Below are 25,886 nucleotides of genomic sequence, written 5' to 3' on the forward strand. Positions count from 1 at the left end.
ACGGATGACTGCACCCTCTGTAACCTTCTCACACGCAACGTTCACCCCTCGCCCCTTGCGCGCCGCCGCCCCCGCCATGGCCCCCGCTGCCGGTCCGGGCGCAGCGCCGCGGCGCCCCTACACGTTGTCGTCCGACGTTCAACCTTCAACCTTACAACGTGCAACCTTCAACCTTCAACGTGCACCCTTCACATCGATCACCGATTGATCTGTCGCCGCCAGAGATTGAGGATCGTGGTCACCACCTCGCCCGATGGCGTCTCTACGAGCGGCGGCGTGTCGACCTGCGCGCCATATGCGCTGTATTTGACGAAGGGATTGGACGGATCGTTGGTCAGCACCGGCACATCGGGAATGGCCGGGCGGAACCCATACTGGCGAAAGGCGATCTCCTGGATAGGGGGTGACAACAGGAAATTACGGAATTGCTCCGCCGCCTGCCGCTGTTCCGGCGTCACCCACGGCGCATTCAGGATGGCATAGGGATGATCGCTGAACATGGTTGCCGGCGGATAGTAGATGCGGATGTCCCCCCAGCGGTTCTGGGCGGCGACAATATTCTCCAGCGCAAGGTTCTCGTAGACCAGCACCAGATCGTACTTGCTCGGACCGAACTGCACCATGCTGGTCATAAACGAACCGGTGCTGTCGCCGAATTCGAGCACCGCCATCTCGACATCGCGCATCCACTGCTGGAACTCAGGGGAGAGCACGTCGGCGTTCGTCAAACCCCGACTTTTACCATGGTAGCCATACGCCATGAGGATCAACGCCTGTGCGCCGCTGTTCGAGGTCAGCGGCGAGGTATGACCGAATTTGACGAACCCCCAGTTGCTGGCTTTCTGGTACTCTGGCGAGCCGGGAGCGAAACCGCGCGCTCTGGCGACGCCGATCCATCCCTCACTATCGGTAAGCGCCGCGTGCAGGTTCTGCCAGAAGTTCTCCGGACCCTGGGGCCAGAGCAACTGGGCGCGTTCCTGCCAGATCACCGCCACCAGCGGCGTTAATGCCAGCGGCGTCACCTGACCCGGATTTTCGGTGATGAACGACGGCGCACCGCGATTGAGCGCCGCCCAGTCGGTGCGCGCCACCTCGACCCACATGCTGCTCGCCGGGCTGATCACCGTCGGTTGCCCGTCGCCGCCGAACTCGCGCCGCGCGGCGCGCACGGCAAGTTCACGCGAACCGATGCCGCGCAGCACAATCTGGATCGGGCGGTTCCCCACACGCGGGTTGGTTGCCGCAAACCGCTGCGCGGCATCTTCAAACCACTGCCGTTTCTCGGTGCCATACCAGATCGTTACTACGACTGGGTCCTGCGCCGGGCCGATGGGGAGCGGGAAGGGCGCGTCGCCGACAGGACCGACGAATGCCGTGGCAAGAAGCGCCAGCAGGCAGATGAGGAGGTAGCCGATGCCGATTGCCCGCGTAACCGATTGCATAATCTACCTCTTACGAAGGAAGCCGCATCCTGGTTGCAGTCTAACCGATCTTGATTAAGTTGGTGTTATCGACTCGTTGACGATTTGGTTGCAGCACTGAATCTACGTGTCAATGCTCGTTGGGTTGCGGGATTAGGGACGTGAGAACCGAGAACCAAGAACCAGGAACCAAGAACCAGGAACCAGGAACCAAGAACCAGGAACCAGGAACCGAGAACCGGGAACCGAGAACCAAGAATCCCATTGTTCAACGCGCAACGTGTAACGCGCAACGTGTAACGCGCAACGTGTAACGCGCAACGTGTAACGCGCAACGTGTAACGCGCAACGTGTAACGCGCAACGTGTAACGCGCAACGTGTAACGCGCAACGTGTAACGCGCAACGCGTAACGCGCAACGTGTAACGTTCAACGTGTAACGCACAACGTGTAACGCACAACGTGTAACGCGCAACGTGTAACGTTCAACGTGTAACGTTCAACCTTCCCACCTTCAACAATGCCTACACCCGTTCCGCCACCACCACCACCGCCCGGCGCCCCAGGATGATCACCGGGTAGGTTTCGCGCCGCACGAGGCGGTTGTTCCGGCGCAGCGCGTCGCCTAACGTGCGCACATCACCGCTCAGCGCAACAAAGCGGGCGCCGGGGCGCAGCACCCGTACCGCTTCGCGCAGAAATGCCGGGTAGAGGTCGCGGTTCTCTTCGACCGATCCCACCTGCGCGCCAAACGGCAGATTGACCGCCAGCGCCGTCACCGATCCGGCGTCGAGCGGCAACTGCCGCGCATCCCATTCGTGAATGGAGATCGGTTGATAGCGCGACCCGATGTTTGCCCGCGCCGTGGCGACTGCGTCAGGATCGCTGTCGCCGCCGATCAAGGCGCGATAGCGCCCCAGGTGCGCCCGCTCGATCAGAATCGTGCCCGCACCGCACATCGGGTCGAGAAACACATCATCGTCACGCGGCGACGTGAGCCATGCCAGCGCAGCCGCAGCCGCCGGGCGCAGGGACGCGGGGAGATGTTCCACTTTGTAGGTGCGGTGGCGCATCCGCTCATCGCTCAGGCGCACCATCAGCAGCGCTTCGCCGGGCCATTGCGTCAGCCAGATTTCAATCCCGCCGTCGGCGCTGAGCCGCCAGCGATGATCCGGGCGCGCTGCGATCCCGCGTTCAACGGCGATCTGCGCATCGACGCGACGGTAGGGCGCGCGCCCGACCTGCCGCGCAACCACGCGGTAGTGGATCCGTCCTTCGCCGCCGCGCCGCGGATCGACCAGACGCACCAGGCGGATGGCGCGCTCGATGCCGGGCGCCGTCGTCGCCAGATGCTCAAGCTGGCGCAACGCTGCGAATCCCGGCGCCAGATCGCGCGTCTCCGCTGCTGCCACAAAGATGTCCTCAACTGTCCGCAGCGTCAGCGGATCACGCGGATCACCGGTGTATGCGAACCGTACCATGCCGTTCTTATCGGCGACCGGGCGCACATCGAGGATGTGAGCGCCATCGAGACGTTGTGCAATCTCGGTCGCAGCAATTGCCTCGAAGCCGGGTTGCGTTTGGGCGATGTAGATGTGACGGGTGGAGGGCATAGCTGCGCCTTTCGCCATCGGGTCGGCGTTGATTGATGCAGCAGAGTATATCACGGACCCTGCGCCGCCGCGCCCACCCTGCGCCGCCGCCCTGCCGCACCCACCCCAAACCCTGCGCAGGGCGCAGCGTCGCCGCACCCCTCCTGCGGTTCATTGCACCGATCCCACGAGATAATGAGACAATAGTACTATTTTGTATCTCCCAATATTCCTATTTTTGCATGGTACTAAAGTCCTATTGCCTTCGTTAAACGTGCACACTATCGTGGTTAATAGCGACTCGTATCTTCTAGTGCGATGCACACGTCCATGTTGACGGTTCACTCTGATCCAATGCGTTTGGGGCATCTCTTCCTGCGCTTTGCCATCCGCTCCTTATTTCCCGCTCCCGGCAGCGGGCATCCACAGGGGAGACACAGTCGCCCTGCATTCGCGCTTCAGACACAGGAGGTCCAGACCAATGGCGCTCATCCGCATCGCACGTATGCTCGCAGCGCTGCTGCTGGTCGCCGTCGCTGCACCAGCAGCGGGCGCAGTCGTCCACTCCGCTCCGGTAGCGGGTCCGCCCGCGCCGGTTGTCGCCGTAGCGCCGCCGGTCGCAGTGCACACGACAGGCGCCGTATCCGCACCCGTTGCGGCGACCGACAATGATGAGGACAACAACCCACAGACTATTCCGGCGGAAGACCTGCTCGCCCCGGACGGGACGCTACATCTGGATGGGACGTTCAACGGCGCGGTGGACATCAATGGCTGGAATGTGACCCTCGACCCGGACAACGGCCCGATCTTTAGCCCGCAGGCGCTCACATACACCTGGGAGAATCTGGGCACGGGGGTAGAAGGAGTGCTCAACGGGTCAGTCAACGCCATCGCCATCAGCGGCACGGACGTGTTCGTCGGCGGCAGCTTCACCAACGCTGGCGGCGTGACCGGCGCGAGCTACCTCGCCCGCTGGGACGGCGTGCAGTGGCATGCCGTCGGTGGGGCGAATGCGATTAGCGGCGGTTTCTCCACCATCGTCACCGCTATCGCCATCAGCGGCACGGATGTATATGTCGGCGGCGACTTCACCAACGCTGGCGGCGTGACCGGCGCGAACTACATTGCCCGCTGGGACGGCGCGCAGTGGCACGCCGTCGGCGGGGCAAACGCAATCAGCGCACCTGTCAACGCCATCGCCATCAGCGGCACGGACGTGTACGTCGGCGGTGACTTCACCGACGCTGGCGGCAACTCTAATGCTGACCGAATCGCCCGCTGGGACGGCACGAACTGGAACGCGCTCGGCACTGGGATCAGTGGCTTTGGCGTCGTCACCACCATCGCCCTCAGCGGCACGGAGGTGTACGTCGGCGGCAACTTCACCGACGCTGGCGGCGTCAGCGGCGCGAACTACATTGCCCGCTGGGACGTCGCGAATAACACCTGGAACCAGGTCGGCGGAATGAGTGCGATCAATAACTTTGTCAATGCCATCGCTATCAGCGGCACGAACGTGTATGTGGGCGGCAACTTTACTGGCGCAGGCGGCGTGACCGGCGCGGACTACATTGCCCGCTGGGACGGCACAACCTGGAGCGGGTTGCTCAGCGGCACCTTCGGCATCAACAGCCAGGTTAACACCATCGCCCTCAGCGGCACGGACGTTTACGTCGGCGGCCGGTTCACCAACGCTGGCGGTGTGCCCGGTGCGAACGCCATTGCCCGCTGGGACGGCGCGCAATGGCACACCGTCGGCGGGGCGAATGCGATTCCCGGCTCTTCCTCCGCCGTCTACGCTATCGCCATCACCGGCACGGATGTCTACGTCGGCGGCTTCTTCACCAACGCGGGCGGGAACAACGCAAACGACTTCCTTACCCGCTGGACCGGTTCGTCATTCGTTCCGCCTGGCAGCAAAACCGCCAGACCGCTCAATGGGACTGTCTACACCGTTGCCGTCAGCGGCACGGACGTGTATGTCGGCGGTCGGTTCACCAACGCTGGCAATGTGCCCGGCGCAAACTACATTGCCCGCTGGGACGGCGCACAGTGGCACGCCGTCGGCGGGGCGAATGCGATCAACGGCGAGGTCTACACTATCGCCATCAGCGGCACGAACGTGTACGTCGGCGGCAGCTTCATCAGCGCCGGCGACATACCCGGATCGAGCTTTGTCGCCCGCTGGGACGGCATGCAGTGGAGCGGACTGCTCAGCGGGACAGTCGGACTCAATAGACCTGTCTACACCATCGCCATCAGCGGCACGGACGTGTATGTCGGCGGCGACTTCACCGCCGACGCTACGCTCGGCGCGTCCGGCGTGAACTACATTGCCCGCTGGAACGGCACGAGCTGGAGCGGGCTGCTCAGCGGGACGGTCGGGCTCAATGGCTCCGTCTACACCATCGCCATCAGCGGCACGGACGTGTATGCTGGCGGTAGATTCGCCAACGCGGGCGGCGTGCGCGGCGCCAACTACATTGCCCGCTGGAACAGTGCGAACAACACCTGGAATCGCATCGGCGGGGCGAATGCGATTAGCGGCGATTTCTACACCGCTGTTCGCGCTATCGTCCTCAGCGGAAGCGATGTCTACGTCGGTGGCAACTTCACCGACGCGGGCGGCGTGCGCGGCGCGAACAACATCGCCCGCTGGGACGGCACGAACTGGAACGCCGTCGGCGGGGCGAGTGCGATCAACGACAATGTTTATGCCGTTGCCATCAGTGGCGAGAACGTGTACGTCGGCGGCGACTTCACCAAAGCGGGCGGAAACAGTGCGGCCGACTACCTCGCCCGCTGGGACGGCGTACAGTGGACGGCGTTGGTCAGCGGCACGGCGGGAGTGTTCGGTCCGGTCTACGCGCTCGCCGTGCCGTCGAGCGATGACGTGTACGCCGGCGGCAACTTCCTCAACACCGGCAACAACCCGTTCGCCGATTACATCGCCCGCTATGCGCTTGCCACGAAGCGAGTGTATCTGCCGCTTATCGTGCGGTAGGCGCCGGTTTGCGGCATCGTGACGCCTTTCGGTCGCCCCCTCTCCCTGCACGGGATCAGGGGGCGGTTCGTTCCGGCGGGGTGCGCCACCGCACCCATCCCCCAACCGTCGCACCACGTAGGGGCGCAGCGGCGCGCCCATCCCCCAACCGTGGCGCCACCTGGGGGCGCAGCGGCGTGCCCATCCCCCAACCGTCGCGCTACCTGGGGGCGCAGCGGCGCTGCGCCCCTACGTGCGGCGAACCCGTGCTACAATGGGAACATGTGTGAATACAGGAGGCGCCCGTGATGTTTCCGAACCCTGTTCCCATGGCACGCGCGCTGGCGCTGATGACGCTGCTGCTGACCCTCCTGGCCGCCCCGGCGCTGGCGCAGTCGAACCCCACGATTATTGATGAAACCGGACAACTGGACACGGATGCGGTTCAGCGTGTCGCGCAACCGCTCATCGCGCGCGGTGCGCAGGTCGGTGTCTTCGTTGTACAGCGCGGCGGCGAGGATGATGCGCTGCGCAGGTATCAGCGCGCCGGTTTTGCCGACGGGAGCGCGATCAACGCCGATGCCATCCTTATCTATGTGTCGTTCGGTCCGAGCTACTCGGAGATTGCGTATGGCGACCGCTGGAATGCGGCGCTGCGCACGAACAATAATAGTGAAACCATTCGCCAGAACCGGCTGAACCCCGGTCTGGCGAGCGGCAATACCACCCGCGGCGTGGTTGATGCCCTCACGGAGATCGAGCGTTCAATTGCTTCACCGCCCGTTCCCGCAGGCGGAACCACCGTCACCATCAACCCGGTCCCGATTGTGGTCGGGGTTATTTTTCTGGTGCTGCTGGCGATTGGCGGTCCAATGTTCTGGAGCAGCTTCCAGAAGCGGCGCGCGGCGGCAAAGGCGCTGGAAGCGGCGCGCACCGCTGCGGAAGAAGCGCGGCGATCCGCCAGTTCCGCGATTGTGGATGTCAGTCAGGCGCTGCGGAGTGCCCGGGAAAAAGCGCAGTTCGACAAAGTTTCCTACACTGAGTCGGATGTGCGTCAGCTTGCTGCAATGCAGGGCGACGTCGAGCAACAGGTTGCGCGTCTTCAGGAGCGGTTCTCAGAGATCGAGAAGCACCTGGCGCTGCGCCGGACGCCAGCCCAGGCGGATTATGAGACAGTTGCGCAACAGTACCGCCAGCTGGAGCAGGAGATAACCGCCGCTCGCGAGCGACTTGCGCAGGTCGAAGCGCGTCGCGCCGAACTCGACCGGATTGCGCAGGCTGCGCCGGGTGAGGTGGACAAAGCAAAAAAAGCGCTGGCTGACGTTGCCGCGCAGTTCAGCGCGCTCAGCGCCGATCTCCAGTCCGAAGCGGCGCTCCGCACCGCCGGGTCGCTGGTCGAACGCGCTGAGCAATTGCTGGAGGAGCGTCGCGCCGCCGATGCAATCACGGCGGCTCAGGCAGCGTCAGCCACACTAACGTCGTTTGCCGATGTTGTTGCGCGTATGCGCGATATTTCCGATGGGATCGCAGCCGGACGAGCCGCAGCCGAACGCGTCGCAGCGCAGGGTTTTCGCGTCGAAGCAGGCATGGCATCGTTCAACACTGCCGAAGGGTTGCTGCGTCAGGCGGCAGCGGCGCTGCCCGTCGTCGGACCGGAAGGGGTCGCCAGTCTGCTCGATCAGGCAGACAAAGCGCGTGAGATGGGCGTGCTTCGCGGCGGCGGGTTGCCGGCGCGCTACCGTGCCAACCTCGAACGGATCGAGAACGTCAAGGCTGCGGGAGAAGCGCTTGCGGCATTCATCGATGAAGGATGGCGCGTTTTCGACATCGTTGATGAGTTTGCCGAAAGTTCGTGGAGCGACATTCGCGGCAATGGCAGCGAAGCCGAGCGCGCCGCCGATGAGGCGCAGGAGTTGTGGGAACGGGCAGCCGAACGCAACTCGATGGAACGGCAGGAATTCATTGAAGCCAGCGCGGATCTGGATGCAGCGGAAGAGCGGATCGCATACGCGCGCGCGCTCATCGAGGCGATCATCAAGCGCCTGAAAGACCTGGAGGCCGCGCGTGACGCCGCGCGCGACGAAATTGCGGCTGCCGAGGCAGACATCATGCAGGGGCGCGCATTCATCGCCGCCAACGACCCCGATGTGGGCAAGGAACCCGAAAAACTCCTTGCACGCGCCGAGTCGGCACTGGCCCAGGCGCGCGCCGAAATCGGGCAGGAACGTCCCGACTGGTTGCAGATCATTCGCCTGGCGCACGAAGCCAATCATCTGGCGGATGAGGCGTTGCGTGGAGCACGCTCGGAAGTCGAGGCGATGAACCGGCTGCGTGAGCAACTCAAGCGGATGCAACAGGTCGCCACCGCCGAAGTGCAAAAGATCGTTCAGTTTGTGAGCGTTCACCCGCGCGACATTCCGGTTGGTGCGAAGGATAAAATCAACGGGTTGCAGATCAATCTCCAGGCGGCCTATGCAGCGGCGCAAAGCGTCGATCAGAAAGAAGAGGAAGCGCGCGCAGCCGCATTGCGTGATGCCATTGAGCGGTATACCGCGCTGGAACAGCAGGCTGCCAGCATTTATGAAGAGATCCGGAGCCATTTCCAGCGTCTCGAAGCCATGCGACAACGGGTGCGCGCCGAATCAGAGCGCGCGAAGGCGGCCATCAGCCGCGCTGAGCAACTGTCAGCACGGGCGGGGAGTCTGGTGAGCCGGGACGCTGCCGGATTTGCTCTGTTGCAGGAAGCGCGCACCAGTTATAACCAGATCGGGCAGGTTTATAACGAGGCGGATATGCAGCGCGCACTGCGCTGGGCGCAGGAGGCGTATGAGAAAGCCGAGCGCGCGTCACGAATCTTTGAGGAACAGATACGCGCTGCGTCGCAGCGCGATGATAGCCTCGGCGATTTCATCGGCGGCGTACTGGTCGGAACGCTCTTGAGCGATGGCCGGCCCCGTCGGAGCAGCTGGAGCGGCGGTAGTCGCGGCGGCGGCGGCTTTGGCGGCGGGCGCAGCGGCGGCGGGTTCGGCGGCGGCGGGCGCAGCGGCGGCGGGTTTGGCGGCGGCGGGCGCAGCGGCGGCGGCTTTGGCGGCGGCGGGCGCAGCGGCGGCGGGTGGTGAATGAACATAGAAACCGGTATTCGTCCTCTCGCCGTGGGGCTGATGAAGGTTGAGCACTTAATCCGTATGCGCCTCGTGCCGTCGGGCTAATGGAGATTGAGAAATAAATCCGCTATACGCCTTGTGCCGTCGGGCTAATGGAGATTGAGAATATAATCCAGTATGCGCCTTTTGCCGTCGGGCTAAAGCCCTCGGCTATCCAGGGCGAAGCCCGCCTGCGCGGGCTAGAGCGGAATATTTCTTCAAAGACCATAAGCCCTCGGCTAGGCAAGGCGAAGCCCGCCTGCGCGGGCGAGAGCAGAATAATTCTCAAAGACCATAAGCCCTCGGCTGGTCAAGGCGAAGCCCGCCTGCGCGGGCTAAATCGATAGGCGGCGTCAGCGGCCGTCGCCCTGATAGCCAGGCCCTTCAGGCGACGGCGCGCCGTGGGGCTGATGAAGGTTGAGCACTTAATCCGTATGCGCCTCGTGCCGTCGGGCTAATGAAGATTGAGAAATAAATCCGCTATACTGTGCTGGCCGTGGGGCTGAAGCCCTCGGCTATGGAATGCAAAGCCCGCCTGCGCGGGCGAGAGCGGAATAATTCCTCAAAGACCATAAGCCCTCGGCTAGGCAAGGCGAAGCCCGCCTGCGCAGGCGAGAGCGGAGATACGTTGACCATCGTTCGCGTCTGCCGCACTGTACGCGGCGCCTGCTTCTGGTGGAGAGTTCAACCTTGCCCAATAGGTTCAATGGATGACACCCTCCTGCAGGCTCGCAGCCTGCGGGAGGATCATTTTTTCAACCTCCAGGAGAATCGCTAAAGTTCTTAAGACTCGTCAGCCAGCCGATAAAGAGGCAACCATCAACCAGGGCAGGCGGATGACGTCACGAGACAGGTGTGGAGCGGATGCGTCCCTGATTCAGGAGAAAGCGACGCCTGAGGTTGATCACCTTGCGACATGCTTATCAACCGGCATTTCCCAGGGCATCGTCACAGCAGTATGCCCATCGGCGCGGGGTGCACGCAAAACCAGACGTGGACCGTAGGGGATAAACAGGCTGGCGGTATGCTCGGGGCAATCAGGCTCAGGACAGCGCAACCGGTCGTGTTCCTGCATCAGTGTGCTGCCACACGTTGGACAGTGGTAGGTGTGATTTGAGTTGTTGTTCCGCGACATGGGCGTTCTCCAGTTGTAGCATATAAGAAAGCGCCCGCCTGGAGAGGCGGGCGGCTGTTGCCCTGTGTGGCTTTCTTTGCCATATTCTTGATGCTGTATTTTAACATCGTGTGACGGTTTTGTAAAGTCAGTTATCCATCCTGCACCTGCCACGCTTGCTGCGTGCATGTTTTTATGGTAGCATACAGCGTTGCCCGGATCAGCATTAATGAGTGTTACATCCCGTTGCTGCGAGAACGAAAGAGACGAGTGTTCCTATGACCGATACCGCACGTCCCCCCCGTCCACGTTTTATTGGCGTCGATACCTACTGCGATCCGCATGGACGCTTTACATTCCGGTATCCCACCGACTGGCATCGTTTTGAACTTGACCATGGTCTGGAAGGGGTTCTCTTCTCGCCTGAGCGCGAGGATCCGAAAACGTTCTTCTCGGCATGGGTTCGCCAGCTCGAAACGGAAGCAGTTGCTGAAGACCTGCCGCTGTTGCAGAAAGGCATCGCCGACGGGTTGGCGCAACTGCCGGAGTGCGTAATCGAGTCGAGTTCGGATGATACCTACGGCAATCTGATCAAGTTCGAGCGCATCTACACGTTCCGTGACGGCGACGACGTGCGCAAGCGCAAGGTCTGGATCATGTACGTCGCGCAGTGGCAGATCGTGCTGACCTATCAGGGGCGCACGCCGGAAGAGTGGGAGTACTGGCTGCCGATGGGCAACTATGCGTTTGCACTGTTCAGCATTCCACCCGAACTCTGGTTTGCGACCGACCGCGACCTGACGAAGAAAACAGGTCTGCCCGGAAAGGAAAAGGTCAGACGGGGACGCGCGAAGGACGGGGAAGGTTGAAAGGTTGAAAGGTTAAAGATGGTTGCAACGTTCAACCTTCAACCTTGAACGTTCAAGAGTGGGTGCGAACGTGGAGAAGACGTCCAACTCGCGACCCTCTGTACAACGTGTTCTGCCGCTTCTCGTCATCGGCGTGTGCCTTCTGAGTTGCACAGCGCTGGCACTCACAGCCGCGTTCCTTCGTCCGCGCAGTTTCACCACGTTCTCCGACGCAATTGGCTATGTGCTGGAACAACGCGGCATCCCTTATGAACGAGTGTTTATTGATCGCACCTGGCCCGATACTGTCAACGACATCACCTATGGCGCGAATTTGCTGATTGTGACTCCTGCGCAGGGAGAACTCGCCGGGAGACTGGACTGTCGCGGATGGAAGACGGATTGCTTCTTCACGGTGCGCGAATTGGGGATCTACCGCGAGGCGTTGCCTGAACTGACGCAGCAGCAGCGTTTGCCGTGGGTTGTCTGGATCGAGCAGACGCTTGGCATAACATTGTGGTCGTGAAGAAGGTTGCAGGTTGAACGTTGAACGGGGGCAGGTTGCAAGTTTCTGATCCCCAGTTCTCGGCTATCGGCTATCGGCTATCGGCTATCGGCTATCGGCTATCGGTTCTTGACATCCATGCGCCGCTCCAGATCTGGTTTCATCCTGATCGCTGCATCGTCTGTCACGTGTGTGCTTGCGGCTGCGCTGCTGTTCGCCCTCCGCCCGCGCCCGATTACCAGCCATGCGGATGCCATCGCCACGATCCTGGATCAGCGCGGTATTGTCTACGAGCGCGTCACGACCGATCAGGTCTGGCCCGCGGCCGTCAACTATTACGCCTACGGTCCGTCGGTCTACCCGTACAGCGCGACGGTGAGCGTCAGATTGCCAGATGACACGATTGTGCCTGGAAGTCTCGAATGCGCTGATGATCGCCGCAGATGCCGGGTGACGATTGCGCGCTTTGGCATCGACCGCGAGCCGATCCCCGACATCAGCAGCGTGCGACCGCTTCCCTGGACGGAGTGGTTGCGGCAAGTGATCCAGATAGTGCGTTCATTCGGGTATGTGACGTTTGTATCAAACGTGCTCGAAAAGCATCCACAGGTTGCTTCGTTTCAGGTTGACCGGTTCAGTTTGACAGTCTTTCAAAACAACGATACAATACCTCTGAACACCGTGTACAGAATCTGGAAAGGAGGGATCATGGCATAGTTCCCTCGAATATACAGTATGTGCTCCGTCACGGTGAGCATTACTCTCAGATTCCCTTCTCTGACGACCGAATCGATCACTCAATGCATGAGTAACAGATGCCCTGCACAAGGAGGTACCACGTGAGCAACGCACGGAAGCTCAACCGGCGCACATTCCTGCGCCTGTCAGCCGTCACGGCGGCCAGCGCCGCTATCGCAGCCTGTGGCGGCCAGCCTGCCGCACCTCAACCGACCACTGCGCCTGCCGCGCCTCAACCGACCACTGCGCCCGCCGCGCCCGCTCCGACCACTCCTCCCGCAGCGACTGCCGTTCCTCCGGTGACAACCAAGTTCAAAGAAGCGCCGATGCTGGCGAAACTGGTGCAGGAGGGCAAGTTGCCGCCGGTGGATGAGCGCCTGCCGAAGAACCCCTACACGCCGCCCCACTCCTGGCTTACCGTCGGCAAGTATGGCGGTGTGCTGAAGAAGACCTACAACAACAACTGGGGTATTACCGGTTTCATCCACGAGATGCAGTATGGCTCGTCGCCGCTGCGCTGGCTCAAGGATGGACTGGCGATCGGTCCCGGTTTTGTTGAAAGCTGGGAGTCGAATGCGGACGCGAGCAAGTGGACGTTCAAGATCCGCGAGGGGATCAAGTGGAGCGATGGTCAGCCGTTCACCACAAAGGACATCATGTACTGGTGGGAGTATACGGTTGGCGGTAACGGCAAGGAGAAGGAGTTCCCCGCCGGCCTCAAGCCGATCAACGCCCCGCCGGATGAAGCGCGATCCGGCACCGGCACGCTGATGACCCTCAACGCACCGGATGACTATACCTTCGAGATGGTCTTCGATGCACCGGCGCCACTCACGGCGGACCGCCTGGCGATGTGGGTCAATATGTTCATCGGTCCGGCATGGGTGATGCCGCGCCACTATATGGAACAGTTCAACCCGGTGCTCAACCCCGATAAGTACAAGGACTGGGAAGAGCATCAGCGCAAGTTCAACCACAACAACCCCGACTGCCCGCGTCTGACCGGCTGGAAACTGGATGTGTTCGAGGAAGGCGTCCGCGCTGTCTGGTCGCGCAACCCCTACTATTGGGCAGTCGATAAGGAAGGCAATCAGTTGCCGTATATCGATCAGATCATTGTGACGGCGGTCAAGGACAAGGAGATCGAGAAACTGGCGTACACGGAGGGACGCGCCGACCACGCGCACTTCCACGGTCAGGGTCTGGCAGATGTCCAGTCGCTACGCGATGCCGAGTCCAAGAGCCAGCTCGAAGTTCGCTTCTGGGACTCTGGATCGGGCACCGGTTCGCTCTACTTCTTCAACATGGACTTCAAAGACCCGAAGATGCGCGCGGTGTTCCGCGATCCGAAGTTCCGCCAGGCGCTGTCGCACGCCTACAACCGCGCCGATGTGCAGAAGGCGGTCTACTTCGGGCTTGGCGAGTTGACCACCGGCACCTTCAGCCCGAAGGCGATCGAGTACAACATCAACGATCAGGGCAAGCAGGTGTACGCTGCATGGCGCGATAGCTACGTCAAGTACGATCCGGCGCTGGCGGAGAAGATTCTGGATGAAGCAGGCTACAAGAAGGGTCCCGACGGCAAGCGCACCATGCCGGATGGCAGCCCGCTGCAGATCCAGGTGACCTATGGCGCCAACGCAACGCCTGGCGGCGAGCACCTGTCGAAGAACGAGCGTCTGGTGCGCGACTGGCAGGCGATCGGCATTGATGCAGTGCTGACGCCCATTCCAGGTGAGGGCGCCGATGAGAAATGGCGCGCTGGTGAAATTCCGATGAAGACAGAGTGGGAAGTTGGCGACGGCCCGAACCACCTGGTCTTCCCATCGTGGCTGGTGGCGGACGAGACCGAGCGCTGGGCGCCGCTGCACGGGCGCGGGTACACACTGCGCGGCACGGCGTCGGAGAAGGAAGAACTGGACAAGAATCCGTGGGATCGCAACCCGCCGCGTATCAATCCCACCGATCCGGATTATATGCCGGCGATTAAGAAACTCCACGACCTGTTCGACAAGAGCAAGGTGGAACCGGATGCCATGAAGCGCCACCAGCTCGTGTGGGACATGATCAAGGTCCACATCGAGGAGGGGCCGTTCTTCACCGGAACGATCGCCAACCCGCCGCGCATTATCCTGGTCAAGAAGGGCCTGATGAACGTACCAACCCGCGATGACCTGTTGAAGGAAGGGTTGGGTGGCTTCGTCAACCCGTGGATCATCCCGTCGCCGGCGGTCTATGACCCGGAGACCTGGTACTGGGATAACCCCGACGCGCACCAGGCGTAGTTCGCATTTGAACCTCACCCCTGGCGCTGACGCGCCTCCCCCTCTCCGTAACGGAGAGGGGGATTGAGGGGGTAAGGTACAAATCCGCAAATCAGCACCCGGTACGCAGTACTGAATCGAGAGCAGCGAGGCAAAGATGATCAACTTCATTGCCCGGCGCCTGGTCAACATGTTTTTTCTGTTGATCGTAATTTCCTTTGTTGGGTTCTGGATCATTCAACTTCCCCCCGGATCGATCCTCGATGTGCAGATCCAGCGCCTGCGGATGCAGGGGGGAAACCTGCCCGAATCGATGATTCAGGCATTGCGTGACCGCTATGGCGTTGATGATCCGTTCTATGTTCAATACTGGAAGTGGATTTCGCGGTCGTTACAGGGGGATTTCGGCACCTCGTTCGAGACGGATCAGAAAGTTGCAGAGCGCATCTATAATCGGTTGGGCTTTTCTGTGATGTTGTCGGTGATCGCGCTCATTTTCACCTGGGTGGTTTCCATTCCAATCGGCGTGTATTCGGCAACACATCGCTATACCTGGCCCGATTACATCATCACCTTCATTCAGTTTTTGGGTCTTTCGATTCCCGGTTTCCTGCTGGCGCTGATCTTGCTGATCACTGCGTCGCGTTTGTGGGATCAGCCGATTGGCGGTCTCTTCTCACCGCAGTATGCCGACGCGCCCTGGAGCATCGCCAAAGTGCTGGATTTTCTGCGCCACGTCTGGATCGCTATCGTCGTGCTGGCAATCGGCACTACTGCCGGTCTGACTCGTGTGATGCGCGCAAACCTGCTCGACGTGCTGAATATGCAGTACATTCAGACGGCGCGCGCGAAGGGGTTGAAAGAATCGACGGTGATCTGGAAGCACGCGGTGCGCAATGCTATTCACCCGCTGGTGATGGCGCTCGGAACGCTGTTGCCGGCTCTGGTCGTTGGTGAAACGCTGATTGCCATCATCCTGAGTCTGCCGACGATCGGTCCGCTCTACCTGGATGCGCTGCGCTCGCAGGATATGTACCTGGCGGGAACCATCCTTGTGATGCTTTCAGCGTTGCTGCTGATCGGGAATCTGCTCGCCGATCTGCTGCTCGCCTGGGTGGATCCGCGTGTGCGTCTCGAATAGACGATGGGAGCGTTGAACGTTGAACGTTGAACGTTGAACGTTGTTAGTAAGGATTAGCGCTATGGCAACGACTGCAAGTGAACTGCCTAAAGTCGCCAAAGGCAAGAAGCAGGAAGATGTCGGCCAGATTCCGCAGTGGAAGTTGATGGTGCGGCGCTTCAGCCAGAGCAAATTGTCGGTCGGTGCGCTGATTGTGCTGGGTGTGATGTATACGATTATGATCTTCTCGGATTTTCTGGCGCCCTACCCGCACGATGTGCTCGACTCGAACAATGCGTTCGCTCCCCCGACGCAGATTGTCTGGGGTCCTGAGGGACCGGGCATCTATGGGTTGAAACAGGAACTGGATATGGAACGGTTCCAGTGGATATACACGCCTGATCCGAGTGTGATCTACCCTATCCGTTTCTTCGTTCAGGGTCATGAGTACTATTTCCTGGGATTGTTCCCGTCACGCCTGCATCTGTTCGGCGTTGAAGCGCCGCCCGACGCCAATGCGCGCGTGTTTCTGTGGGGCGCCGATAAAGAAGGGCGCGACCTCTTCTCGCGGGTGTTGAAAGGATCACAGATTTCGTTGACCCTTGGGTTCTTTGGTGTGTTTCTGTTCGTCTTGATTGGGTCGATTGTCGGTACTGCCTCCGGGTACTTTGGCGGTGCGCTCGATAACCTGATCCAGCGGTTGATCGAGTTGATCCGCTCCTTCCCCGACCTGCCGCTCTATATGGCGCTGGCGGCGGCATTGCCGCTCAATGTGCCGATCACCGTGCGCTACTTCCTGATCACGGTGATCATCGCACTCGTCGGCTGGACTGGTCTGGCGCGTGAAGTGCGCGGCAAGGTGCTGGCGTTTCGCAGCGCAGACTATACCGCCGCCGCGATTGCGGCAGGCGCATCGCACTGGCACGTCATTACGCGGCACCTCATGCCCAATGCCATGAGCCATATCGTGGTCGTCGGCATGCTCTCCATTCCTGGCGCCATTGGTCTGGAGACGGCGTTGAGCTTCCTGGGGCTCGGCATTCTGCCGCCAGCGGTCAGTTGGGGCATCCTCCTGCGCGATGCGCAGAGCGTCCAGGCGGTTGTGACCTACCCCTGGCTGTTGATACCGGTTATTCTGCTGATCATCACGGTGATGAGTTTCAACCTGCTCGGCGATGGCGTGCGCGATGCAGTCGATCCATACGCATAAGGAGATCTTCATATGACGAATGCAGCAGCGACGGGAACAGAGCACACCGACATTCAGATCGTCAGTGAAGACGATGTAGTGCGGGTTGAGGATCTGCGTCTCAGTTTCTACACCTCGCTGGGGGTCGTGCGGGCGCTCAATGGGGTGTCGTTCAATATCCCACGCGGAAAAGTGCTCGGCGTCGTCGGCGAGTCAGGGTGTGGCAAGAGCCAGACGGGTCTTGCGATTATGCAGTTGTCGTTTGGACGTATTGAAGGGGGACGCATCCTGTTCCGCGAGTTCAACACTAGCGAAGTGATCGATATCACCAAACTTGAGAAGAATGGTCCTGAAATGCGCCGCATTCGCGGCAACCATATCTCGATGATCTTTCAGGAGCCGATGACGTCGCTCAACCCGTGTTACACAGTCGGTCATCAGATCGAGGAAGCGATCCTGCTTCATCAGACGCAGGATAAAGCTGAGGCGCGCCGTCGCACGATTGATATTCTGCGCAAGGTCGGTATGCCGAACCCGGAGCGCATCGCCGATAGTTATCCGCACCAGTTGTCGGGCGGTATGCGTCAGCGCGCAATGATTGCGATGGCGCTCTCCTGCACGCCAACCCTGCTGATCGCCGATGAGCCGACGACGGCGCTCGATGTGACGACCGAAGCGCAGATTCTCGACCTGATGCGCGATCTGCAGCACGAGATCGGGACCTCGATCATGTTCATCACCCATAATATGGGTGTGGTGGCGCAGATGTGCGATGAGGTCGCTGTGATGTATCTCGGTCGCATCATCGAGCGCGCGGCTGTCGATGATATGTTCTACGATCCGAAGCATCCCTACACGATCTCGCTGCTGCGTTCGATTCCGCGTCTCGGTATTGCCCGCGGTCAGAAACTCGAATCGATCAAGGGGTCTGTGCCCGATCCGTATTCGACCGTGCCCGGTTGCCCGTTCCATCCGCGTTGCCCGGCAGCCATCCCCGGTCTGTGTGATACCGTGATGCCGGAAGAGATCTTCGTCGCCGGATCGCAGACGCATACGGTTCGCTGTCACCTGTATACGTAGAGGAGCGCTATGGATACCGCAAAGAAAAATGGCAAATCAGACGAGATATTGCTCGAAGTCCGGGGTCTGAAGAAGCACTTCCCGATCCACAGCGGTTTCCTGCGGCGCGTGTCCGGGTATGTTAAAGCCGTTGATGGGATCGATTTCTATATCAAGAAGGGCGAAACGCTCGGTCTTGTCGGTGAATCGGGGTGTGGCAAGAGTACGACCGGTCGCACGATCCTGCGTCTCCTCGATCCGACGGCGGGTGAGATCATTTTTGATGATCCGAATATCGGGAAGGTGGACCTGGCGAAACTGAGTCGCGCGCAACTTAAGCGGGTGCGCCCGAATATGCAGATTATTTTCCAGGACCCTTTCTCGTCGCTGAATCCGCGCCTGACGGTTGGGCAGATTGTCGGCGAGCCGCTTGAAATCCAGAAGGTGGCATCCGGGCAGGCGCTCAGGGATAGGGTAGCTGAGTTGCTTCAAGAGGTCGGTATTCGCCCGGAGAATATGACGCGCTATCCGCACGCTTTCTCCGGCGGTCAGCGTCAGCGTATCGGCATTGCACGCGCTCTGGCGCTCAATCCGAAACTGATCGTCTGCGATGAACCGGTCTCGGCGCTCGATGTGTCGATCCAAGCGCAGGTGCTCAATCTGCTAGAAGATTTGCAGGAGAAGTATGATCTGACCTATCTCTTCGTCGCTCACGATTTGAGCGTGGTTGAGCATATTTCGGATCGCGTGGCGGTGATGTACGTCGGTTATATCGTCGAGATGGCGAGCACTGAAGATCTCTACTACCATCCCAAACATCCGTACACCGAGGCGCTGCTGGCCGCCATTCCGAAACCCGATCCACGCAAGCGGACACGACCGATCAAACTTCCGGGCGATGTGCCCAGTCCGGCAAATCCTCCGTCAGGGTGCTACTTCCATCCACGCTGTCGGTACGCTGAGGATATCTGCAAGGTCGAACGACCGCCGTTGCGCGACATTGGCGGTGAGCACTGGGTTGCGTGCCACTTCGCCGAGCAGTTGCAGTTGCAGGGTGTCACGCGCCTGAACGAAATCCCGTTGATCGAGCTTCCCAAACGCCAGCCGCCGGTTCCGGCCGCGTCGCCTGCGTCGTAACATTGTCGGGTACAATGACAACAAAACGCTTTGTTCGACAGGAAGACAAACGCTATGGCGCACATCGAACTCACCTGGATCCCCGATCGGACATTCCTCGGCGTGGACAGCACCAATCACAGTATTGTCCTTTCGCCCGGCGGCGGCGTAGGGGTCAAACCCTCGGAGACCCTGTTGATCGCACTGGCTTCGTGTTCGGCGGTCGATCTGGTGGAAATTCTGAAGAAACAGCGGACGACGCCCCATCGACTGATCATTACTGTCGATGGCGAGCAGGACGCCGATCCGCCGTGGCGGTACCGCCGGATCGCTCTCTGTTACCGGGTAGTTGCCACGGGGGCGACGCTCGAAAAGGTGCAACGCGCAGTCGATCTGGCGCTCAACAGATACTGTTCAGTGCGCTCCTCGCTGCACCCGGAGATCGATGTCACCTTCGCGGTTGAACTGAACCAGCCGGATCAGGAGTGACGGCGAACGACCACCGCTGTGACGCTTGCAGAGCGAAAACCCTGAAACCTCTGCGTTCTCAGCGGTGCAACACTACTTCACGCGGCGCCGCCAGCGATTTTGATCGTGTGCGCAGGCGCGTCGGCGAGCGGCGATGGCAGCGTGACCGTCAGCCCGCTGTCGTGTTGCACCGCAGCGATGTCGCCATAGCCGAACAGGGTAACGCTCGCTCCGGCAGGGATAGTGAGACCGGTGAGCGTCACCTGTGGTTGCTGCGGTGTGTCGAGCAGTATCGCGTACAGGTCTGATCCTTTGCGCGTGAAACGCATCCCGATACCGCCATCGGTTGTTCCTTCGGCGCGCGTCCAGGGACGTGAGCCGTAGATCGCCTCGCCGTTGACTGCCAGCCACGCGCCAAGCGCTTCGAGGCGCTCCGCCTGTTCGGTCGGAATGGTTCCATCGCCCATCGGACCGACGTTGATCAGCAGGTTGCCATTCTTGCTGACGATATCGACGAAGGAGCGCACCAGTTCGGCGGGCGAGAGCATATCGTCAACGGTTTCATTGCGATTGTAACCGAACGAATACCCCAAACCGCGGCACGACTCCCATTTTTCGGCTTTGATGTCGGGGAAGACGGCATACTCTGGCGTGCGGAAATCGAAGTGCGGCGGAGCAGGCAGCATCCCCTGCGCGATCGCCTGCATGATCGCCGCCGGGTCAGGCGGACCGTCGCCAACCGGCGCCTGGGTGAAACGATCATTGATCACGCCTTCAGGAACAGTGTTGTAGTAATAACTGAACAGTTCGGGCAGATTCGCAGCCGCCGGATACCCGATGTCATTCCACAACACGCTCGGCTGGTAGCGGTCAATCAACTCCTTCCAGTGAGCGTTCGCATACTCAACATACTCGGGTTGCTGCGGCACGCCCATGAACAGATCGATAATATCGGCGATCACCCGATCATTGAAGGTCCAGTCGAGTCCGCCAGAATAGTAGAGACCCATGCGCAGCCCCGCATCACGCACGGCGCCGGTGAGGTCGCCGACCAGATCGCGAGAGGCGTGGTACCCTTCGCGGAACGGATTGGGACGGGCGCTGGGCCAGAGCAGAAAGCCATCGTGGTGCTTGGTGGTGAGAACGACATACTGCGCACCGGCGCGCCTGAACAGATCTGCCCACCGTGATGGATCCCAGGACGACGTGTCGCGGTTGAAGGTCTCGGCAAAACGCTCATACGGAAAGTCGGCGCCAAAGTGCTGTGCATGGTACGATGCTGTCGGACTGCCCGGAATGCGCAGCGAGTTCATGTACCACTCGGCGTAAGGGTTGCGTGCAAACCATCCCTGCCACCCCTCTCTTGCCACCACCTCGTGGAGCGGTCCGGTCGTCGGCGCCCATCCGGGTACGGAATAGAGACCCCAGTGAATGAAAATCCCCAATTTGGCGTCGTGGAACCAGTCGGGAACGACGTGAGCACGGACAGACTCGAGGGTTGGTTCGTACGTCATTGCTGTTCCTTTCTCTGAGTTGGAGGTTCGATATGCCGTTACGGGAAAGCTCCGACATCGGGCGACCACGAGGAGCGCTCCGCTGCCCCCGCAACCTTCAACGTGCAACGTGCAACCGCCACGCCGGACCGTGCGGATATTCGTACATCGCCAGTGATTCGGGCTTCATCTCGATGCTATACCCCGGCTTTTGCGGCGGCATGTAACGGGCATTGCGAATGACGACCGGATCGAGAAAATGTTCGTGCAGGTGATCGACATACTCAATCACACGATTCTCCAGCGACCCGGAGACGCAGATATAATCCCAGATCGACAGATGTTGCACATATTCGCACAACCCGACGCCGCCAGCGTGCGGGCAGACCGGCACGCCGAATTTCGCCGCCATCAGGATGACTGCCAGCACCTCGTTCACCCCACCAAGGCGGCAGGCGTCGATCTGACAGAAACTGATGGCGTTTGCCTGCAACAGTTGCTTGAAGATAATGCGGTTCTGCACGTGCTCGCCGGTGGCGACGCCGACCGGCGCGACTGCGCGGGCGATCGCCGCGTGACCAAGGATGTCGTCAGGGCTGGTTGGCTCTTCGATCCACCAGAAGTCGAATTCAGCGAGGTCGTGCATCCAGGCAATCGCCTGCGGCACATCCCAGACCTGGTTGGCGTCCGCCATCAGTTTGCGATCAGGTCCGATAATCTCGCGGATCAGGCGGGCGCGGCGGCGATCGGCGTCGAGATCGCGCCCGACCTTCATTTTGATATGCTGAAAGCCAGCGTTGATCGCTTCCTGGCACAACCGACGAACCTTATCGTCGGAGTAGCCGATCCATCCGGCAGACGTGGTATAGGCAGGAAATCCCTGCGCCAGCATCTCCGACTCGCGTTCGGCGCGTGTCGCTTCCTGACGGCGCAGCAGATCGCGCGCCTCGTCGGGTGTCAGAGCGTCGGAAATGTAGCGGAAGTCGATGCAGCGTACCAGTTCGTCCGGCGACATATCGGATAACAACTTCCAGAGCGGCTTCTGCTCGACCTTCGCCCACAGGTCCCAGACGGCATTGACCACTGCGGCGGTCGCCAGATGGATGACTCCCTTCTCCGGACCGATCCAGCGCAACTGGCTATCACCGGTAATCATATGCCAGAAGGCGCCCATGTCGGCGGTGATCGACTCAAGGGAACGGTTCAACACCATGGGGAACAAGGCGTGGCAGGCAGCGACACACAACTCATTGCCGCGCCCAATGGTGAAGGTCAGCCCGTGCCCGGTCAGACCCGGAACATTGGTGTGCAGCAGAACATATGCCGCCGAGTAGTCGGGATCGGGGTTCATCGCGTCCGAACCATCGAGGGTGCGGGAGGTGGGAAACCGAATGTCGCGCGCTTCGGCGCCGATAATGGTGATCGCCATACGCCCCATCGCCTTTTCCAATAAAATATATACGACAGGCGTAGTGTACGATGGTGTCTCTTCAGTGTCAAGTCTTACCTGGTGCGACGCGGCAGAATGGGAATAAGCATCCATAGTTATCTTTGAATGGGGTCTTGACAGAGCCAGCGAAAGCAATATAAAATATCAAAGTCCAACTGCAAAAAGGATATTTCACCGCAGAGACGCGGCGTCCACAGAGAAAGTCTATTGTCTGGCTCAGACGTATGCTTCGCCGCGCATCGAACCACGTTTTGTTTTTGGCGTTCTCTGTGCGCTCAGCGTCTCAGCGGTGCATGGTTGCAGTGAAGTCATTATCACCTTCCAGATTATTGTGTTCAACGTATCATGACCGATCTGCCACAACGCACCATGACCGAACAGGTTATGGCGCGCCTGCGTGATATGATCCTGAGCGGCGAACTGGCGCCGGGGTCGCGTCTCGATCAGAACGACCTGGCGCGACGTTTCGGCGTCAGCCTGGTGCCGCTGCGCGAGGCGCTGGCGCGCCTGCAATCGAGCGGGCTGGTGCGCATCGTGCCGCATCGCGGCGTCTTTGTTGAGTCGTTGTCGGTTGAAGAACTGCTCGATATCTACCAGGTGCGCGAGGCGCTTGAAGACCTTGCGTCCCGTCTCGCCGCGCCGCGCCTGAGCGCCGCCGATCTGGCAACCCTTGATCGATTGAAGATTGAGATGGAACAGACCGCAAAGATAGACGATTTCGAAGCCTTTCTCGATCTGCACCGCGACTTTCACTTCACTATCTACCGCGCCGCCGGGCGACGGCATTTACTCCAGTTGCTCACGCAACTCTGGGATTTGAGCGCGCGCTACCGGCGGTTTCAGTTGTACGCCTTCCCGGAGCGGATGCACACTTCCCTCTTCGAAATCCAGGCGATCCTCGAGGCATGTCACCGACGCGACCCCGATGCGCTGGCGTTGCTGGTGCGCTACAAAGTGCATCAGACGGTCGTCAGTCTGCTCGATATCATACAGCGTGAACCAACACCAACAGTTGCGTCGATGGCCAACGGTAAACATGTCGATGAACGATAAGCGATCTTCATTGCCCCAGAGGATGTGGAGTGTATGAGCGGGGATACGTGATATGCGCCTCTTTGCGCGACAACGCCCAATGATCGCGGCGTCGCTCGTCGCTCTTGCGCTGGTTGTTGTGTACGGATGCACCGTGGTTCTGTTTGACGTCCGTCGTGAGGCTATCACACCGCCACAGTTTGCGCTCGATATGGGTCTGATTCAGGTGCTGGGGCGTCGCTCGACGGTTCCGGAGTGTTCGTATGCGACATCGTGCCTGCTCGACCCGTCTGGGCGCGATCCCGCCGTCTACACCGTCTGGTTGATCCTGCGTTCTTCTCATTCTGACACGCCTCCCCAGGTGATCCGACTGACGAGTGTGCCTGTTGGCGATGGCACGTAAACTTTTTCTTGACAATCGATTCGGAAAATTATAAGATACATGTGTCTTCTCCGTCTCCCGATGCACCTCGCTGTGTCATCGCGCAGGTCCTGATCGCCGGATGGCTCAACTAATATCTCGAAGCGCCCTGCTGTGTCATTGCAACGGTCAACCGGTTGTAAGCAGGGGAATAAAGGGTCGATGTTCATGCTCACCTTTATGACCGCCCATCCTGCGCCTCACTGAATTATAAAAGTGTGTGCAGAAAAGAAAGGAGAATCTTATCGTTCGACACAGATCGGTCTTCCAGTGACGGTCGAGTGTACAGATACCCCTCACAGGCAGTGCGACTGCGCCAATACGACATAATGGCGGTGGCAACCATCACGATCAGGCAAGACTATCGAGATATACGCTGGCAACAATGGAGGAGCACGTTATGGCAACCCATCACGAGGAAGAACTCGCGCATGAGTTGAAACAACGCGGTTTGAGTCGACGGGAAATCTTGCAGATCGGCGCGCGTCTTGGTTTGAGTGGCGCGGCAATCGCAACAGTGCTGGCAGCATGCGGGCAGGCGCCGCAGCAACCCGGAACGGGCGCTGCGCCGACCATTCCGCCAGCAACTGAACCGACGCCAGCATCCCTCTATGATCCGGAGGAAGGCAACAGCGGATGGCCCACCAACGCCGTCTCCGATCCGACAGAGCGTGTGGAGATCAGCGTCGCTCATGCATGGGACGCAGTCTTCTTCGAGCGCCAGAAGCAGTTCGATGCCCTTTTCATGCAGCGTCATCCGAACATCGTCGTGAAAGCGGAAAATACGCCGTTTGGCGAGTATCGACAGAAGTATGTCGCGCAGGCTGCTGGCAACGCCCTGCCCGATATCATGTACTGTCAGTTCTCCTGGGCGCAGGAGTTCATCAAGAATGGTCTGTTCCGCCCGCTCGACGACTACATCGCCAGAGAGAAGGACTTCAACCTCCAGGACTTCACGCCGCAATCTCTCGTCTCCTACCAGCGCGACGGCAAACTGTGGGGCATCCCATACGATGAGGGTCCTGCCAATCTGTACTACAACAAGGATATCTTCGATGCCGCTGGCATCCCGTATCCCGATGAAACGTGGGACCTTGAGAAATTGAAGGAAGTTGCACTGAAACTGACCCAGGGCGAAGGACCGAACAAGATTTTCGGTTTGGGTGAACTTCCAACCCTCGGTGACTCGCTGGTTGCGCCGCCATACCTGATGCCGTTCGGCGCCCAATACCTGCGCGAGCCGAAGGAGGACGAGTGTCTGATCAATAAACCGGAAGCGGTCGCAGCGCTCGAATGGTGGCAGGAGTTGCGCGATAAGGGCGCCGTGCCCAGTCCGGCGGATCTGCAGAACGTCGCCTGGCCCGCCTTCCAGTTCGGCAAGATCGCCATGACCTTGCAGGGTTCGTGGGCGACCCCGCCGATCCGGGCCGGCGCAAAGTTCAACTGGGACATCGCCATGTGGCCCCGTGGTCCGAAGGCGCATGTCACCTTCTCCGCCGGCAGCGCCTACATGATCACCCGCGACAGCAAGAACCCCGACGCGGCATGGATCTACCTGAACGAGTATCTCTCAACCGCCGGACAATCGTATATGTGGGGGATTACCGGTCGCGGCAGCCCGGCGCGCCTCTCGGCGTGGCCCTCGTACCTCAACTCGAAGTTCGCCCCTCCTGGCGCAAAATATGTCGAACAGGCGATGCGCACGATTGCCAGCCACGACATCATCGATCAACCGACCGGTCCGCAGGTGACGCAGGCGGCAGGACCGATCTGGGACCTGGTGGTGGCCGGTCAGTTGAGCGTGAAAGAAGCCTGTGACCAGGTGTTTGCCGCCGTTGATCCGATCATTGCCGTCAACCGGGCGTAATGGATGTCAACGAGTCTGGGGGGGGGCGCCGCTCCTCCAGACTCCAACATTGTCTGCGAA

19 protein-coding genes are annotated in these 25,886 nt (G+C 60.3%); 14 read left to right on the plus strand and 5 right to left on the minus strand.

The annotated features are described in order from the left end of the window. Positions 1-197: 197 nt before the first annotated feature. Both ROSERS_RS14415 and ROSERS_RS14420 read right to left on the minus strand, forming a co-directional pair. The gene (locus ROSERS_RS14415) at positions 198-1,442 is read right to left on the minus strand and encodes a substrate-binding domain-containing protein (RefSeq protein WP_011957515.1); all 1,245 of its coding nucleotides are present in this window, start codon (positions 1,440-1,442) and stop codon (positions 198-200) included. Positions 1,443-1,945: 503 nt separating this feature from the next. Continuing rightward, on the minus strand, positions 1,946-3,034 hold the full coding sequence (locus ROSERS_RS14420; protein ID WP_157041092.1) for a methyltransferase domain-containing protein: 1,089 nt from the start codon (positions 3,032-3,034) through the stop codon (positions 1,946-1,948). Positions 3,035-3,494: 460 nt separating this feature from the next. Here ROSERS_RS14420 and ROSERS_RS14425 point away from each other — a divergent pair, with 460 nt between their 5' ends. Both ROSERS_RS14425 and ROSERS_RS25580 read left to right on the plus strand, forming a co-directional pair. Continuing rightward, entirely contained in the window at positions 3,495-6,020 is a 2,526-nt protein-coding gene (locus tag ROSERS_RS14425; protein WP_011957517.1) for a beta strand repeat-containing protein, read from the plus strand. Positions 6,021-6,307: 287 nt separating this feature from the next. Next, on the plus strand, positions 6,308-9,118 hold the full coding sequence (locus ROSERS_RS25580) for a hypothetical protein (RefSeq protein WP_011957518.1): 2,811 nt from the start codon (positions 6,308-6,310) through the stop codon (positions 9,116-9,118). Positions 9,119-10,046: 928 nt separating this feature from the next. Here the strand turns inward: ROSERS_RS25580 and ROSERS_RS26095 are convergent. Further along, positions 10,047-10,277 carry a hypothetical protein gene (locus tag ROSERS_RS26095; RefSeq protein WP_157041094.1) on the minus strand — a complete coding sequence of 77 codons (231 nt, stop codon included), beginning with the start codon at positions 10,275-10,277 and terminating at the stop codon, positions 10,047-10,049. Positions 10,278-10,534: 257 nt separating this feature from the next. On the opposite strand from ROSERS_RS26095, the gene ROSERS_RS14445 reads away from it, so the two are divergent. From ROSERS_RS14445 to ROSERS_RS14485, 9 genes are all read left to right on the plus strand, one after another. Beyond that, entirely contained in the window at positions 10,535-11,125 is a 591-nt protein-coding gene (locus tag ROSERS_RS14445) for a hypothetical protein (RefSeq protein ID WP_011957520.1), read from the plus strand. Positions 11,126-11,195: 70 nt separating this feature from the next. Further along, a complete protein-coding gene (locus tag ROSERS_RS14450) occupies positions 11,196-11,630 on the plus strand; it encodes a hypothetical protein (RefSeq protein ID WP_011957521.1) in 435 nt (144 codons plus the stop codon). A 117-nt stretch (positions 11,631-11,747) separates the two neighbouring features. Beyond that, positions 11,748-12,326 carry a hypothetical protein gene (locus ROSERS_RS14455; RefSeq protein WP_011957522.1) on the plus strand — a complete coding sequence of 193 codons (579 nt, stop codon included), beginning with the start codon at positions 11,748-11,750 and terminating at the stop codon, positions 12,324-12,326. A gap of 122 nt (positions 12,327-12,448) precedes the next feature. Beyond that, on the plus strand, positions 12,449-14,632 hold the full coding sequence (locus ROSERS_RS14460; protein WP_011957523.1) for an ABC transporter substrate-binding protein: 2,184 nt from the start codon (positions 12,449-12,451) through the stop codon (positions 14,630-14,632). A gap of 136 nt (positions 14,633-14,768) precedes the next feature. Next, positions 14,769-15,752 carry an ABC transporter permease gene (locus tag ROSERS_RS14465; protein WP_011957524.1) on the plus strand — a complete coding sequence of 328 codons (984 nt, stop codon included), beginning with the start codon at positions 14,769-14,771 and terminating at the stop codon, positions 15,750-15,752. 61 nt (positions 15,753-15,813) lie between these two features. Beyond that, the gene (locus ROSERS_RS14470) at positions 15,814-16,941 is read left to right on the plus strand and encodes an ABC transporter permease (RefSeq protein ID WP_011957525.1); all 1,128 of its coding nucleotides are present in this window, start codon (positions 15,814-15,816) and stop codon (positions 16,939-16,941) included. Positions 16,942-16,953: 12 nt separating this feature from the next. Then, positions 16,954-18,000 (plus strand): ABC transporter ATP-binding protein, encoded by a 1,047-nt coding sequence (locus ROSERS_RS14475; RefSeq protein ID WP_011957526.1) that lies wholly within the window; start codon positions 16,954-16,956, stop codon positions 17,998-18,000. Positions 18,001-18,009: 9 nt separating this feature from the next. Next, the gene (locus tag ROSERS_RS14480) at positions 18,010-19,116 is read left to right on the plus strand and encodes an ABC transporter ATP-binding protein (RefSeq protein ID WP_011957527.1); all 1,107 of its coding nucleotides are present in this window, start codon (positions 18,010-18,012) and stop codon (positions 19,114-19,116) included. 54 nt (positions 19,117-19,170) lie between these two features. Next, entirely contained in the window at positions 19,171-19,584 is a 414-nt protein-coding gene (locus ROSERS_RS14485) for an OsmC family protein (protein ID WP_011957528.1), read from the plus strand. Positions 19,585-19,661: 77 nt separating this feature from the next. On the opposite strand, the gene ROSERS_RS14490 is transcribed toward ROSERS_RS14485, so the two are convergent. Together ROSERS_RS14490 and ROSERS_RS14495 are read right to left on the minus strand one after the other, a co-directional pair. Then, a complete protein-coding gene (locus ROSERS_RS14490; protein WP_269625718.1) occupies positions 19,662-21,146 on the minus strand; it encodes an alpha-L-fucosidase in 1,485 nt (494 codons plus the stop codon). A gap of 28 nt (positions 21,147-21,174) precedes the next feature. Further along, positions 21,175-22,485, minus strand: coding sequence for an L-fuconate dehydratase (locus ROSERS_RS14495; RefSeq protein WP_011957530.1), 1,311 nt, complete (start codon positions 22,483-22,485; stop codon positions 21,175-21,177). A 366-nt stretch (positions 22,486-22,851) separates the two neighbouring features. Between ROSERS_RS14495 and ROSERS_RS14500 the strand changes: the two genes are divergently transcribed. From ROSERS_RS14500 to ROSERS_RS14510, 3 genes are all read left to right on the plus strand, one after another. Then, a complete protein-coding gene (locus tag ROSERS_RS14500; protein ID WP_011957531.1) occupies positions 22,852-23,559 on the plus strand; it encodes a GntR family transcriptional regulator in 708 nt (235 codons plus the stop codon). Positions 23,560-23,611: 52 nt separating this feature from the next. Continuing rightward, the gene (locus tag ROSERS_RS14505; protein WP_011957532.1) at positions 23,612-23,941 is read left to right on the plus strand and encodes a hypothetical protein; all 330 of its coding nucleotides are present in this window, start codon (positions 23,612-23,614) and stop codon (positions 23,939-23,941) included. 418 nt (positions 23,942-24,359) lie between these two features. Beyond that, positions 24,360-25,826 (plus strand): ABC transporter substrate-binding protein, encoded by a 1,467-nt coding sequence (locus tag ROSERS_RS14510; protein ID WP_011957533.1) that lies wholly within the window; start codon positions 24,360-24,362, stop codon positions 25,824-25,826. Positions 25,827-25,886 lie beyond the last annotated feature (60 nt).

The sequence above is a fragment of the Roseiflexus sp. RS-1 genome, assembly GCF_000016665.1.
GTDB lineage: Bacteria > Chloroflexota > Chloroflexia > Chloroflexales > Roseiflexaceae > Roseiflexus.